Source organism: Bacillus sp. AFS002410 (assembly GCF_002556365.1).
Classification (GTDB): Bacteria; Bacillota; Bacilli; order Bacillales; family Bacillaceae_G; genus Gottfriedia.
The window spans coordinates 110,374-123,997 of sequence record NZ_NUEU01000023.1 but is presented as its reverse complement, the minus strand read 5'-3'; the positions used below and the strand labels follow the sequence as shown (position 1 = coordinate 123,997).

General features: G+C 30.4%; 18 protein-coding genes and 1 pseudogene. 4 read left to right on the top strand and 15 right to left on the bottom strand.

Annotated features, from left to right (window positions below; translation table 11 throughout):
* Positions 1-23: 23 nt before the first annotated feature.
* Positions 24-1,127: a glycine cleavage system aminomethyltransferase GcvT gene (gene gcvT, locus CN692_RS15400; RefSeq protein WP_098120042.1), complete on the bottom strand. Its 1,104-nt coding sequence runs from the start codon at positions 1,125-1,127 to the stop codon at positions 24-26.
* Positions 1,128-1,485: 358 nt separating this feature from the next.
* Here gcvT and CN692_RS15395 point away from each other — a divergent pair, with 358 nt between their 5' ends.
* Entirely contained in the window at positions 1,486-3,171 is a 1,686-nt protein-coding gene (locus tag CN692_RS15395) for a DEAD/DEAH box helicase (protein ID WP_098120041.1), read from the top strand.
* The gene (locus CN692_RS15390) at positions 3,158-3,964 is read left to right on the top strand and encodes a YqhG family protein (protein ID WP_098120040.1); all 807 of its coding nucleotides are present in this window, start codon (positions 3,158-3,160) and stop codon (positions 3,962-3,964) included. The genes CN692_RS15395 and CN692_RS15390 overlap by 14 nt, the downstream gene beginning before the upstream one ends.
* A 44-nt stretch (positions 3,965-4,008) precedes the next feature.
* Here the strand turns inward: CN692_RS15390 and CN692_RS15385 are convergent, their stop codons facing one another.
* The 11 genes and pseudogenes from CN692_RS15385 to CN692_RS15335 all read right to left on the bottom strand — a co-directional run bounded on the left by CN692_RS15385 (position 4,009) and on the right by CN692_RS15335 (position 9,605).
* Positions 4,009-4,218 carry a YqzE family protein gene (locus tag CN692_RS15385; protein ID WP_098120103.1) on the bottom strand — a complete coding sequence of 70 codons (210 nt, stop codon included), beginning with the start codon at positions 4,216-4,218 and terminating at the stop codon, positions 4,009-4,011.
* 21 nt (positions 4,219-4,239) lie between these two features.
* Positions 4,240-4,764 (bottom strand): shikimate kinase, encoded by a 525-nt coding sequence (locus tag CN692_RS15380; protein ID WP_098120039.1) that lies wholly within the window; start codon positions 4,762-4,764, stop codon positions 4,240-4,242.
* A 13-nt stretch (positions 4,765-4,777) separates the two neighbouring features.
* Positions 4,778-5,182 carry a hypothetical protein gene (locus tag CN692_RS15375; RefSeq protein ID WP_098120038.1) on the bottom strand — a complete coding sequence of 135 codons (405 nt, stop codon included), beginning with the start codon at positions 5,180-5,182 and terminating at the stop codon, positions 4,778-4,780.
* Positions 5,151-5,585, bottom strand: a complete 435-nt coding sequence (gene comGF / locus CN692_RS15370) for a competence type IV pilus minor pilin ComGF (RefSeq protein ID WP_179874460.1) — start codon at positions 5,583-5,585, stop codon at positions 5,151-5,153. The genes CN692_RS15375 and comGF overlap by 32 nt, the downstream gene beginning before the upstream one ends.
* Entirely contained in the window at positions 5,566-5,895 is a 330-nt protein-coding gene (locus CN692_RS15365; protein ID WP_098120036.1) for a pilus assembly FimT family protein, read from the bottom strand. Before CN692_RS15365 ends, comGF begins: the two co-directional genes overlap by 20 nt.
* Entirely contained in the window at positions 5,882-6,355 is a 474-nt protein-coding gene (gene comGD / locus CN692_RS15360) for a competence type IV pilus minor pilin ComGD (protein WP_142317530.1), read from the bottom strand. Before comGD ends, CN692_RS15365 begins: the two co-directional genes overlap by 14 nt.
* Positions 6,321-6,683 carry a competence type IV pilus major pilin ComGC gene (gene comGC, locus CN692_RS15355; RefSeq protein WP_257144041.1) on the bottom strand — a complete coding sequence of 121 codons (363 nt, stop codon included), beginning with the start codon at positions 6,681-6,683 and terminating at the stop codon, positions 6,321-6,323. Before comGC ends, comGD begins: the two co-directional genes overlap by 35 nt.
* Before the next feature lie 12 nt (positions 6,684-6,695).
* Complete coding sequence (gene comGB, locus CN692_RS15350) at positions 6,696-7,739, bottom strand: competence type IV pilus assembly protein ComGB (RefSeq protein ID WP_098120034.1); 1,044 nt, start codon at positions 7,737-7,739, stop codon at positions 6,696-6,698.
* Positions 7,732-8,793, bottom strand: a complete 1,062-nt coding sequence (comGA, locus tag CN692_RS15345; protein WP_179865524.1) for a competence type IV pilus ATPase ComGA — start codon at positions 8,791-8,793, stop codon at positions 7,732-7,734. Before comGA ends, comGB begins: the two co-directional genes overlap by 8 nt.
* 220 nt (positions 8,794-9,013) lie before the next feature.
* Positions 9,014-9,231 (bottom strand): annotated as a pseudogene (locus CN692_RS15340) (ATPase, T2SS/T4P/T4SS family); the annotation flags it as partial.
* A gap of 53 nt (positions 9,232-9,284) precedes the next feature.
* The gene (locus tag CN692_RS15335) at positions 9,285-9,605 is read right to left on the bottom strand and encodes a hypothetical protein (RefSeq protein ID WP_098120033.1); all 321 of its coding nucleotides are present in this window, start codon (positions 9,603-9,605) and stop codon (positions 9,285-9,287) included.
* Positions 9,606-10,172: 567 nt separating this feature from the next.
* On the opposite strand from CN692_RS15335, the gene CN692_RS15330 reads away from it, so the two are divergent.
* Positions 10,173-10,415 (top strand): DUF2626 domain-containing protein, encoded by a 243-nt coding sequence (locus CN692_RS15330; RefSeq protein ID WP_098120032.1) that lies wholly within the window; start codon positions 10,173-10,175, stop codon positions 10,413-10,415.
* 29 nt (positions 10,416-10,444) lie between these two features.
* Here the strand turns inward: CN692_RS15330 and CN692_RS15325 are convergent, their stop codons facing one another.
* Positions 10,445-11,575, bottom strand: coding sequence for an SAM-dependent methyltransferase (locus CN692_RS15325; protein ID WP_179874459.1), 1,131 nt, complete (start codon positions 11,573-11,575; stop codon positions 10,445-10,447).
* 9 nt (positions 11,576-11,584) lie between these two features.
* On the bottom strand, positions 11,585-12,211 hold the full coding sequence (locus tag CN692_RS15320) for an MBL fold metallo-hydrolase (RefSeq protein ID WP_098120030.1): 627 nt from the start codon (positions 12,209-12,211) through the stop codon (positions 11,585-11,587).
* A 158-nt stretch (positions 12,212-12,369) separates the two neighbouring features.
* Here CN692_RS15320 and CN692_RS15315 point away from each other — a divergent pair, with 158 nt between their 5' ends.
* A complete protein-coding gene (locus tag CN692_RS15315; RefSeq protein WP_098120029.1) occupies positions 12,370-12,546 on the top strand; it encodes a DUF2759 domain-containing protein in 177 nt (58 codons plus the stop codon).
* Between the two features lie 85 nt (positions 12,547-12,631).
* On the opposite strand, the gene CN692_RS15310 is transcribed toward CN692_RS15315, so the two are convergent.
* Entirely contained in the window at positions 12,632-13,570 is a 939-nt protein-coding gene (locus CN692_RS15310) for a M14 family metallopeptidase (RefSeq protein WP_257144040.1), read from the bottom strand.
* Positions 13,571-13,624: the final 54 nt, after the last annotated feature.

The following is a 13,624-nucleotide window of genomic DNA, read 5'->3' as shown; positions in this document are numbered from 1 at the left end:
GGTAATCCCCTTTCTCCCCCTAGTTACTTCTTCTCTCTTTTATAAAATGGTTTTGAAACTACAACAGCTTTTAATTTTTTATTTCGAATTTCAACTTCAAGCTCAGTGCCTAAAGCAGAAAATTCAGATTTAATTAATGCAAGGCCAATATTTTTCTTTAATGTTGGAGATTGCGTACCACTTGTTACTTCACCAATTACTTCCCCGTTTACATATACAGGATAGTGAGTTCTTGGGATCCCTTTGTCAATCATTTCAATTCCAACAAGTTTACGAGGTACACCTTGCTCTTTTTGATTTTTCAGAACTTCTTTACCGAAGAAATCTTCTTCTTTATTTAATTTCACAGCAAAGCCGATACCAGCTTCTAATGGAGTAATGTCTTTAGTAAGTTCTTGACCATATAAAGCTAGCGCTGCTTCGAAACGAAGTGTATCGCGTGCACCTAATCCACATGGTTTTAAACCGTCTTCCTTACCTGCTTCTAATAGTAACGTCCAAAGTTTAGACGCGTCTTCAGCAGCTAAGTATAATTCATACCCATCTTCACCAGTGTATCCTGTACGTGAAACTAAAACATTTAGGTCACCAATTAATACATTATTTTTAAAAGTAAAGTACTTAATATCCGTAACGTTTTCTTCAGTTAGACGTTGTAAAATTGCCACAGACTTTGGCCCTTGTAGAGCTAATTGTGCAACTTCATTACTTTTATTTTCTACTTTTACATCACCTTCAACATGTGAAAGTAACCATTCGAAATCTTTTTCAATATTAGACGCATTTACAACTAATAAATAGTGTTCATCGTTATACTTATAAACTAGTAAGTCGTCTACAGTTCCAGCGTTTTCATAGCACATAGCAGTATATAATGCGCTTTCTTCATTTAATTTTGAAATATCATTTGTCATCATTTTTTGTAAATATTTAAGACTATCTTTACCAGTTACTTCAACTTCTCCCATGTGAGAAACATCAAATAAACCAGCTGCCGTACGAACAGCTTCGTGTTCTTCTTTAATGCTCGAAAATTGAACAGGTAGCTCCCAGCCACCAAAATCAATTGTTTTACCACCTAATACTTTGTAATCTTCAAACAATGGTGTGCGTAATAAAGTCGTCATGTAGCCATTTCCCCCTTATCTACATGCTAGCATGATGGAAAACTAAATTAATAGTTCATCCAGCTAACCATTAAATAATTTACATATTTTTGTATATTTTCGGAAAAACTAGTAGAAAACAAGAAAATATTATCAAACTGTAATAATTAACTGTTTTTTCTTAACAATAAGAGTTTTTTGTTTAATAAAAGAATAATAAATTTTTACTTTTTTCTACACTATTATCCTAACATTAAACGACAAGTTTCAGCAATATCAAAGTGAATTTTTTTAAAAATAAAATTACGAACATTATATCAGTTATTCTACTATAACGTTCATGATTATCTAATATAAATTAGAAATAGGTGAATTTTGCATGTCAATAGAGATTAAATTCCATACAGAATGGCAGGAAGAGTTCTTAGAAAAGCTAGAAAGTGATGGACCATGGTCAAATTGGGAGAATTATAAACTCGCATATCATACTTCTACGAAATTAGCAGTTCCTTCTTTTACCGGTATGATTGCTCCTACCCATTTACCAAATTTAACTCCACTACCCCATCAATTAGAAGTTGCTACGACTGTCATTGAAAAAATGAACGGTAAAGCAATTCTTGCCGATGAAGTAGGTTTAGGTAAAACAGTTGAAGCAGGATTAATTTTAAAGGAATACATGATTCGCGGATTAGTTAATAAAGTTCTAATTCTAGTTCCAGCTTCACTCGTATCACAGTGGACATTCGAATTAAATACAAAGTTCCATATCCCTGCAATAGCTCAACAAAAAAAGAATTATGTGTGGGATAGTTGTGATGTAGTTGTTTCTTCAATAGATACGGCAAAAAGAGAACCTCATCGTGAAAAAATATTAGACATTAATTATGATCTAATCATTATCGATGAAGCTCACAAACTTAAAAATAATAAAACAAAAAACTATGAGTTTGTTCAACTTCTTAAAAAGAAATATTGCTTACTATTAACTGCTACTCCAGTTCAAAACAATATTGAAGAAATCTTTCACCTAGTTTCATTATTAAAACCAGGTCACTTAGGTAATAAATCTAGTTTTGAAGAATATTTTTCTGCTAAAAACCGCTCATTAGAACATGAAGACATGCTGCGCGAACTTATTGGAAAAGTAATGGTTCGAAATCGTAGACAAGATACAGGTATCGAGTGGACTAAGCGTAAGGTTGAAACAGTACTAATTAATTTTAGTGAAGATGAACAAAAACTATATGACTTAATAGATGAATGGCAGAAATCACAATATACCGGTGTAACATCGGCTTTCTCTTTTTTAACATTTAAAAGAGAAGCTTGTAGTAGTCGTGAAGCTGTATATGTCTCGATGAAGAAAATGCTACAGAGATTTGAAAAAGAAAATATTGATATGAATGATCCTTACGTCGATAAAGTTTTTCATCAGATTAATCAAATTACCTCTAATTCAAAAGCAAATAAAGTAGTTGAACTGATAAAAAAAATAAATGATAAAGTAATTATTTTTACTGAATATCGAGCTACCCAATTGTACTTACAATGGTTTTTAAAACAAAATGGCATTACGTCTGTTCCATTCCGTGGTGGTTTTAAACGCGGAAAAAAAGACTGGATGAAGGAATTATTTAAAAGTAGGGTACAAGTTCTAATAGCAACCGAGGCTGGTGGAGAAGGGATTAACTTACAATTCTGTTCTAATATGATTAATTATGACCTCCCTTGGAATCCAATGAGATTAGAACAAAGAATTGGTCGAATTCATCGTCTTGGACAAACAGAAGATGTTAGCATCTATAATTTTGCAACAGTCGGTTCGATTGAAGAACACATTTTACGATTGCTTTATGAGAAAATCCATTTATTTGAACGTGTAATTGGTGAACTTGACGATATCTTAACTCGAATTCCATATAAAGATTTCGAAGCCCATATGAATGAAATTTTTATTAATTCAAAAACAGAAGGCGAAATGAAAATTAAAATGGAAAATTTAACATCCATTATTCAATTACAGCAACATAAACAAGCAGGTGATAGTTATGCAGCAACATGAAATTAATGATTATATTGAACATTTTTTCCAACATAATGATTGTGAAATCATAAAGAAAATGCCAACATATTTAGAAATTCAATTAACAATCGACATGGATAAAAAATTAATGAACCGACCTTTCTATTGGCATTACTTAGAAAAAACTGGTGGCATTCCAAATCCAATGAAATTAACAATTATTACTGATAGTGATAATGCACCGGAAGATCTTAAAGGCGAACAAATTCATTTTGGCTCGCCTCGTCTTCACCAGATTTTCTCAATTGTTAATGAACTTGGACAATCAATTAGACTTTATGAAGACACAAAAGCACCGATAGGCCAACAGATTGCACTTCATCCTTGGTTAGCTGTTAATTATCAAGTTTCATTTACTTGTGATCATAAAAAAGATTATTTATATTCTTTTGGAATCCATTTGATTTCAGGAAAAATAATTGAGGATTTTCATACAAAACTTGAAAAAATTCAATTCAACTCCAAAATTCCTGACTTTTGCTATTCAATGTCTCCGATTATTAAACCAATTAGTGGATTAAATCGTATGGAACAATTACTTCGGAATAAAATTGAGGCTGAAGATAAAAGTTGGGCTGAAGAAGCAAGAAATAGATGGCAACATGATTTAGATTTACTAAATCAATTTTATAAAGATGATGAGGATAAACCAGAAAATTATCATGTTGAGTTAAATGCATTAAAGGAACTTTATGAACCAATCATTCATGTTGATTGTATTAATGGTGGACTATTTTATTTATCACCAAACACAATGAGTGATTTAAATTAAAAAGAAAGACTGATTTCGTTTTTTAGGGAAATCAGTCTTTTTAATTATATACTTTTCTTTTCTTTTTCTTTTCGATTTGAAATTTTTTTCATATATAAAGCTATACTCAATGGTAACATTCCAAACATGTTGGTAGAAAATGGTGTTTTCAAATCCTCTTTTTCTTGTTTCATTGAATCTCGCTTCTCTTTAGGCTGATCGATATAATTAATAAACTGTTCAGTCATATATTTCACATAATCATTCGTTTTCAAAAAAATCACCTTACTTTCTTATCACTTATTTCTACTATCTCCTCCTTTTGAATAATTTAAACAGTCAATGATTTCCATCGCAATTTCAATTGGCGTTAAATTATTCGTTGATATTTTAAAATCCGCTTTTTTATATTGCGCTTCTCTACTTTGAAATAAAACGGTTAACTCCTCTAACGTTCGATTTACAGCATTTGGTCGATTAGAATCTAAGTGAATTCGATCGAATATTACATCAATTGATGTTTCAAGATAGATAATATTACCAGTTTCTTTCATACAACAAATATTTTCATCGCGTAGTATGATGCCCCCACCTGTTGAAATAATCGATTTTTTTCCTGATACATTTCTTAAAATTTGCGTTTCAAAATCACGAAATCCACTTTCACCGTATTCATTAAACAATTCAGGTATACTTTTTCCAGTTTGGATGACAATTTCCTCATCTAAATCAATAAATTTTTTGTTCATTCTTCTGGCTAGTTCTTTACCAACAGTTGACTTTCCACATCCCATAAATCCTACTAAATAAACTGACTCCATTACATCCTCCAACTTAGTCTATCCATTTAAATACTTGGTTTGAATTCTTTTTATAATTGAATTGAACAACATGTTTTTTTATGTTTGAATTACTACTAGTTAATGTAACATGGTATTCATCATTAGCTATTAAAGAGAAATTCCAGACAATTTTTGTATTATTATAATACTTTATTGTATTTGATTGAAAGGGTATTTCTCCACTTTTCAATTCGTAAATTGCTTGTATATGTGCTCGCTCTAGATTATTTTGACTAATTGTATAGCTATAAAAAGTGTGAATTGATTGAAAGATATCAACTTGAATTAGAAAAAAAACTAATAATAGATTTATCATAAATATTGTATAAGGTAAATAAATCCCTCTTTCATCAAGCCACTTAAATTTAATTAGTAAATACTCGAATCGTTTTTTCATAAATACCACCATTTAGATCAACAACTTTTACTAAAATTTGACTTTGGTAATTTTGACTATATTCAATGTCTCTTATATTTTGAAGGACTATTTCATGTCCTGTTCCAAGCTTTTGCCTCCGAATGATCGTTGCATACTTACGATAAGTAATTGGAACATGAGTGTAATCTTCAAATAAAAGCATATCTGAATAAACTATATAACTGCTACTTATATTTGCTTCTTTCTGAACTTCTTTAATAAAATTATCTAATTCCAATTTATTAACTGATTCATACCGATAATTTCGTTTAACAAAGCTTTTTAAACTTGAAGTAGTTATAGCGATAATCAATAAAAATAAAACAAGTGAAAATAGTGTTTCGATTAAAGTAAATCCTTTTTCATCCAATAATTTTTTCACATATTTCACGTTCCTTATCACGATCGACCCATGAAACACAAATCGAGTGCGAATGATTTCTAGACTTTAATTTTATAAAAAAATCTTTACCATTCTTCTTATATAAACCTTCTATAAAATCTTCTTTATTAACAAAATAAAGATGCACCATATCCGTTAATAAATCATCTGCGCTATTTCTAATCGTTAATTGATCTTTTTTTTGTAAAAATAATGACATTGAAGGAACGATCATAAGACAAAAAATAATTAGCAAGTTTAATGAGATGATTGCCTCAATGAATGTAAATCCCTTTTCACTTTTTATCATACTTAAATCGACCACTTCCTAAATAAAAAGTAACAATGTATTCTATTTTTTTATACTTAATTGAAATCGTGCCAAAGTTGGAAATATTACCGTCGGAGTTGAATCGTAATGGGGGTTTTAAAGTAAGATAGGTAATCTTAATCAATTCGTCAAAGTTTCGAATTACTACTGGTGGATTTAGTATATTATCCTCCATTTCATATTTATTTTGATAAAAAATTATTCTAGTTGGAATTTGTTTTAATATTGCGTTTCTTTGAGCAAGAAAAATATCATTCTGAAGCATTTGTATAAATAAACTTAGTTTTTGTTCATCTTCAACTTTTCTAACTTGAGAAATCGGTAAAATTAATAACATCATCATTAATGTTAGGACTAATAACAATTCAATAAACGTAAAACCAGGAGAATTCCCCAATCTTTTTTTAAGGCATCGATACTGTGCCAGTCGAATTGTCATACGATAATTCTACTTTATTTTTGCATTTATAAGTTGTTATATAGCCCTGTTCCTTCAAACTTGATAAACTTTCTGGTAATTGTTCATTGTCTAACCTATACGCCTCAACGCTCGATTGAACCATTTTTTGCAGTGCCAAACAGCCTTTCGTTTGGATTGACTCTTGTTGCTTTCCTAAATTTGGAATTACAAGTAATAATAAAAGGGATATGATTGTTAAAACAATTAGCATTTCGATAAGGGTGAATGCATTTTGCTCATTTAGTTTGTCAGTCCCTAAACGAGCATATTTACGAACTTTCTTTAAAGTAAACACACGCTCATTCACAACATAATCCTCCTAAATATTGTTCATTAATTGAAACATTGGAAATAAAATGGCTACGTACAGAGAAAGAATACTTGATGAGATAAGAATTAAAATAATTGGTTGAATGATTTTTATTGATCGATGAAAATATTCTTCGATGCTATCTTTTAAATAATCAGCGTAATCAGCAAGTTCTTTTCCAAGTGTACTATTGTTCATGCCATGTTCAATGACAAATAATAAATCTCTATGAAATGTACGTTCATTTCTTAAAGCTTCTTGCATAGAAATTCCATTACGAATTTGATTATATAGAACAACCGCTTTTTCTTTTAAAAATGTTCTACTTTCATTGTTCTGCATCGTTTTTAATGCATCACTAATTGGAAATCCAGCATGTAGTAAAATACTTAGTTGCATTGAAAATTCATAAGTATTGATCGCGATTAAATATTTTCTAACGAATGGGATCAGAACGAGTTTATTCATTCGCTCAATCGGATTTAATTTTTTTATCGTAATTAAATAAACAAAAACAATACAACCAAGTATGATCAATGAGAAAAACATAATTGAAGGTAAGTTTTTTATAAATTTTAAGTAGATGAAAATAAACGAATGCTGGTTGGATTGAAACGTAGAAAAAAGCATTTCATATTGAGGAATAATTAAACTTTTAAACAAAAATAAAATGAATAAAAGAATTGAAATTAGAAAAATAGGATAGCCCATGATTTTTCTTAAATAGGCTCTATGTTGAATTTTTTTAGTTAGCATAAAGCTACCTTCACTTAATGCAAAAGATAAATCACCATGCTTTTTAGCATAATACAAGTAAACAAGAACATCTGGATGAAGCCTTAATAATTTAGCAAATTCAATAAACGAATGCCCTTCTAACAATGATATTTTAGCTTTTTCAATTAATCCTTTAACATCGTCTTGGAATTGTATCGTTAGAAATTCAATCGCTTGTATTAAGGGATATCCTTTTTCTAAAAGTTCACTTAGTATTTTTAAAAGCCGAGCCTGTTCACTATACGATAGCCTTCTTTTAATAAACTTTTTAACCATATAGCATACTTTTGTCTAAAGATTTATAATCAATAAATCCTAAAGCATATCCTTTAATGAGTTGATCATTTAAAGTGTTGAATTGAATTTGTTTATCGCTTCCTTTAATTTGTTTTATGACCGAATTTAATGCATTTCCATACAGTAGTTCATATACCCCTAATCTCCGGTTTGTTCGATGAACGAAACAATTCGGCTCACACTCACCTTCACAAAAACGACATTTTACTTGAACTAATCTCTGTGAAACGATTGCTACGATCGCTTGGAATAATTCTTCTTTAGGAATCCCAAGCTCCAGCATTCTATAGATCGCACCCTTAGTATTGTTAGAATGAATTGTAGTTAATACTAAATGACCTGTTAAAGCTGCTCTAACAGCGATTTTCGCTGTCTCCTCATCCCGGATTTCTCCTACCATTACGATATCAGGATCTGATCGAAGAATAGCTTTTAAACCTGTTGCATAAGTTAGCCCGGCTTTCTCATTAACTTGTACCTGAGAGTATTCATCTGACTTCCTTTCAATCGGGTCTTCTAAAGTTATAATATTTCTTGCAATGTCTTTTTTAGCTGACTGTAATAGAGAATACAATGTTGTAGTTTTACCGCAACCAGTAGGACCTGTAAACATCATTAACCCATGTGAATGATGTAATAAAGACAAAAGCTTACGAGTTGTAGATGGAAATAAGGATAGACTTTCTATTGGAGAAATTTTTTGTTGTGGGTGAATTCGAATAACTAATGATTCGTCCGAGATCGTAGGTAATGTTGCCAATCGGAGCGATAATAATATGTCGTTTATATTAACGACTAATATTCCAGTTTGTGGTCTTCTTATTTCGCCTATATCCATACTTCCTAAAAATTTTAAATGCGTAATCATCCTCTTAGATTTCTCCTTATTAATTCGCTGAATGATTTTCAAATCGCCATCAACACGAAAATAAATTTCTACGTGATCTTGTTTTGGTAATAAATGAATATCCGAGGCACCAAAATGACAAGCTTTTTTTAAAAGTTCTTCGACCATATTTTCAACCGATACCACATTTCTTCCCCCTTTCTCATTTGTAGCAATTATAGTTTCGTTTCAATCGACTATCAAATCATGAAAATTATGTATTTGTTTATAAAACTAAGTTTTTATCAAAATTTTCATACAAACTATAGGTTACTTTATCGAAATAATGGACTTGAAATTCAAAAATAAATTGATGTAGTCCTACATAAAGTTTGAGACGATAGTTTTAAAAAAAACTAATTAAATCTATTTCTCCTACCATTACGATATCAGGTCTGATTGAAGAATAGCTTTTAAACCTGTTGCTTAAGTTAGCCCGGCCTTCTCATTAACTTGTACTAGAGAGTATTCATCTGACTTTCTTTCAATCGGGTCTTCTAAAGTTATAATATTTCTTGCAATGTTTTTTTTAGCTGACTGTAATAAAGAATACAATGTAGTAGTTTTAGCGCAACCAGTTTGTCCATAACTAAGGGAATATAAAAAATCCCTAGTTTTACTAAGGATTTGAAATAATTTTAATTACGATAAACGCTTGATTTAGAATATACAAGTTCATAGTATTCAGACATTTCTTCTTCTGTTATATTGTATTTTTTTTGGATTTCATTGTGTTCTTCCAATAAATTTTTTGACCATTTCATTGATTGTCTATCTGATATCTTACCACTCTTTAGTAACATTTTATTTTTTGCAAATTCTGACCTGAATTTCAGTTCGAATTCTGCAATTTCTATAATTTCTTCAGGAGTATGTTTTTCTTCCTTACGGCTAGAAGTGCTATTCATTTTAAGTATTATACCAATAATTACAATTACAATTACAATAAACCATACCACAATATCACCACCTTTCATTTTCATAATATCATGTATAAATAACTAATAGTTAAACTATTCCTAAATTTATACGCCTTAAATTTTTTGTATTTTCCACAATCTGTAGGACCTGTAAACAACATTAATCCAAGTGTATGATTTAATAAAGAAAAAAGCTTACGAATTGTAAATGGAAATAAGGATAGACTTTCTATTGGAGAAGTTTTTTTTGAGGGTGAATTCGAATAACTAATGATTCGTCTGAGATTGTAGTTTCGTTTCAATCGACTATCAAATCATGAAAATTATATATTTGTTTAAAAATCTTAGTTTCCATCAATATTTCCATACAAACTAAAGGTTACTTTATCGAAATAATGGACTTGAAATTCAAAAATAAATTGAAAAATAATATGGTGATTTTTAAAGCAATGTATAGAAAATATCAAATTAAGAAAAATAATAATGGATAAGCTACATTCATTATCTTTGTATCAATTTAGAATTGTATTAATACATTGTTTACAATTGTAACTTTCTTATTTTATAATAATGAATGGGTAGAAATTTTTTATGGGGGGATTTAGAATGGATCGCATGTTCCGCGTTCTAGGATTTTGGACAGCAATATTTACAGTAATGTTTTTTGTTGGACATATGTCAGCAGCAGCACTTATTTTCGCATGTCAAACAGCATTTTTCTTTGTATTAGGCTCTCTGAAGCTTTCTGAGCGTATGTACATCTATATCTTTGGCGCATACTTAACTGTGTTCTTTATTGGATTTACATATTATAGTACTTTCTTATTAGTACCTAGCTTTAGTGAATAATAAGAAAACCAGTCATATGACTGGTTTTTTTATTTATATTCATTTAATGAAATTAACTCATTCAACTTAGTTTGATCAATTTTTGACATTCCCTTTGTTTGTAACAGGACTTGAAACGAATCGCTTATCCCGCCAGGCATAATCAGTGATTGGACTGCCCTATTTTGTTTATACTCACTCGAAAATGGATTTGATTGAGCATGAGGAATGAGCCAATTTAAGACTCCAAAATCTAATAAAGCCTCTCTTTGACTAGAAAAGTATAGATTTTCAATATTATTAAGCGTTCCAAAATTCTTTAGTTCATCCCAGTGTATATGTGTAGTTATGTCAATTGTACCTAAGTTCTCAAATAAATTTGTTTTCATTTCATGTTTTGAATAACCACGCAAACTTCCTTTGATTCGATGGGGTGCATCCCATTCTTCTCTAGTAAATCCATAATCAACAGTTAATATGATTCCATAATTAAGTTTTGATTGTAAAAGGTCATATAATTTTTCCATTCCAACCGGAATTTCAACTCTTTGACCATTTTTACCATCAAAATGATTTCTTATTAGAAAATCGCTTATTATTGGATCTTTAATATTAACAAGATTTTCTCTTAGATTATTTTGCTCATCAAGAGTAATAACAACCTCTTGCCACTCGTTATGATTGAATTCCACTACTCGTACTGGTAAAGCGTCAAACAATTCGTTTGAGAATATCATCCCGTTATTGATTTGTTCAATCTCTTCTATATTTGAGAAATAGTTACAACTCAAATGGTTTTCTAATAGTTCTTGTTGTAATTTTCGATGATATTTACTTGCATCAATTATATAGTAAGTTAATCGATTATATATTTCTGGCTCCAGTTCTTCACAATACGTAAGAAAGGATGAGGCAAATCTACCGTTTCCACCGCCAACTTCAACAAAAAAAGGTTCAATTAGATTAGTCTTAACAAATCGACAAAAGGTAGCTGCAATTACTTCTCCATATATTAAACCAACTGAGCTTGAAGTATAAAAATCACCTTTTCGACCAATTTTTTCATTAGCCATTTGATAATAACCTTTTTCTGGATCATAAAGTACTAATGAAATAAATTGTTCGTATGTAATAAAATGATCTTCACTATTATTTATTGCGTTAAAAATTAAGTTTTTCATCATTTCACCTTAAAGAAATGGATTATACCTTTTCTCGTCACCAATTGTTGTTGTATCACCATGACCACTGCATACGACTACATCATCAGGTAATGAAAGAAGCTTACCTTTTATACTTCTAATAAGTTGGTCGTGATCTCCACCTGGTAAATCTGTACGGCCAATACTACCTTCAAATAATGCATCTCCAGAAAAGACTGTTTTGATTTCCTTACAATAAAATGAAACACTTCCTGGTGAATGGCCTGGGGTTTCAAAAATTGAAAATAAGAAATGACCGATTTCCATTTTACCTTCTTTTTCAATTAGGTGATCTGCCTCCCTAGCAAAAATGGATTGATTTCTCATAAATAATTCAGAACCATTTTTTTGACCGTCAGTTAACCAATCTGCTTCATATTTATGGATGTAAACGGGTATATTATACTCATCACGCACATCGTCAACAGCCCCAATATGGTCAAAATGAGCATGCGTTAAAAGAATTGCTAATGGTTTTAATCCATTTTCTTCAATTTTATTAAAGATTACATCAGCATCTTCGCCTGGATCAAAGATTACTGCTTCTTTCAGATCATTACTTATGATATAGCAATTAGTTTGTAAAGGACCTAACGGTAATTGAAAAACATTCATATTCATACCCTGCTTTCTTTATTTAATCTATATAATACTATATCATAATTTTGTTTTAGCACTTAATTTCAAATAGACAATTGTTCATAAAAGTTTTACAATAATAATGATGTGATAGCAAACAGGGGTTGCTTGAAGAAATTTATAGGGGGTTTACAATGGGTACAGTTATTATTTTTATACTAGTAGCTATTCTAAGTGTTCCAGCTTTTTTAGGATCAATAAAAAAGAAGAACTTTTTAGCCATTTTTTGGTCTGGAGCTACATTAGTTTTATTCGGTTGGTTTGCCATTATGACAATTTTACATAACGGATATCCACCAGCGCACTTATAATATTTATTCTTTATGTAGCGTACTAATTTCTACATAGAAACATGTTACTTAAAATAAAAAAGCTGACATTAAATTGTCAGCTTTTTTATTTTAAAGTTTGGTTGGGGTAATTTTCTAAATTAAATAATGATCCTAATAGGATTGGAAACGTTTCTGAAAAAATGGTTTCAAACATAGAAAGTGGCAATGGGTTAATTCCTTTACCTAATTCCAATGTAAATCCAGGTTTCCTAAATTCTTGTATATACCAATCTTTATAGCCTGCGTGGCTATCAATCGTTTTTACCGCCTTATATGGACTCACACTAGCAAAATAATTAGCATAAACTTCCGAAAATGCCGGCTCAAGCTGACCATAGCCCCAATAGAATTCCTTACCTTGTGTATGGAGTGCTAATAATAGATCAAACTGCTTTTCAATCGCCAAATTGCTCATTGCAATTGCTTCTGGTTCAGTTAATGGCGCATCTCCTGGATAATCTCTTGGAGCGTATGTTTTTTGCTTCTTTCTTTCTTTTTCAATCTCCCAATTTGCCGGAAATTGATTATTTAAATCAACACCTCTTATATTCGCTTTCCACCCAGTAAAACCATCATTTCCATTGTTTATTAGATTAACAAAATCCATAAATTCTTTATAATCAACAACTTCATTTAAAACTAAATTTACTCCATCAGGATTAACCATTGGTACAACCGATAATGTATTTTGATTTAATAAGGACAATAGCTCTTGATGGAAGGGTAAATCCTCCATTGCTAACGTGTTACATAACCAAACAACCATCTTCATTATGACACAGGTTGTAATCCATTCATTTGCATGAAATGAACCATTCCAATGAATCTTTCTCGGACCATTGCCAATCTCAATTTCGTATATAGGTTTGTTCAAAACACTATAACCGATTGTATTCACACGAAGAAAAGGAAATTTTTCAACTAGTAAACTGATATCATTAGTCAGTTCATTAAAATCATATCTTCTTGGATAGAAGACAAAGGGTCGATTACTATTATTCAATATTTTCACCTCATATAAATTTATCTAATTAATTGTATGAAGTAAAAATAAAGA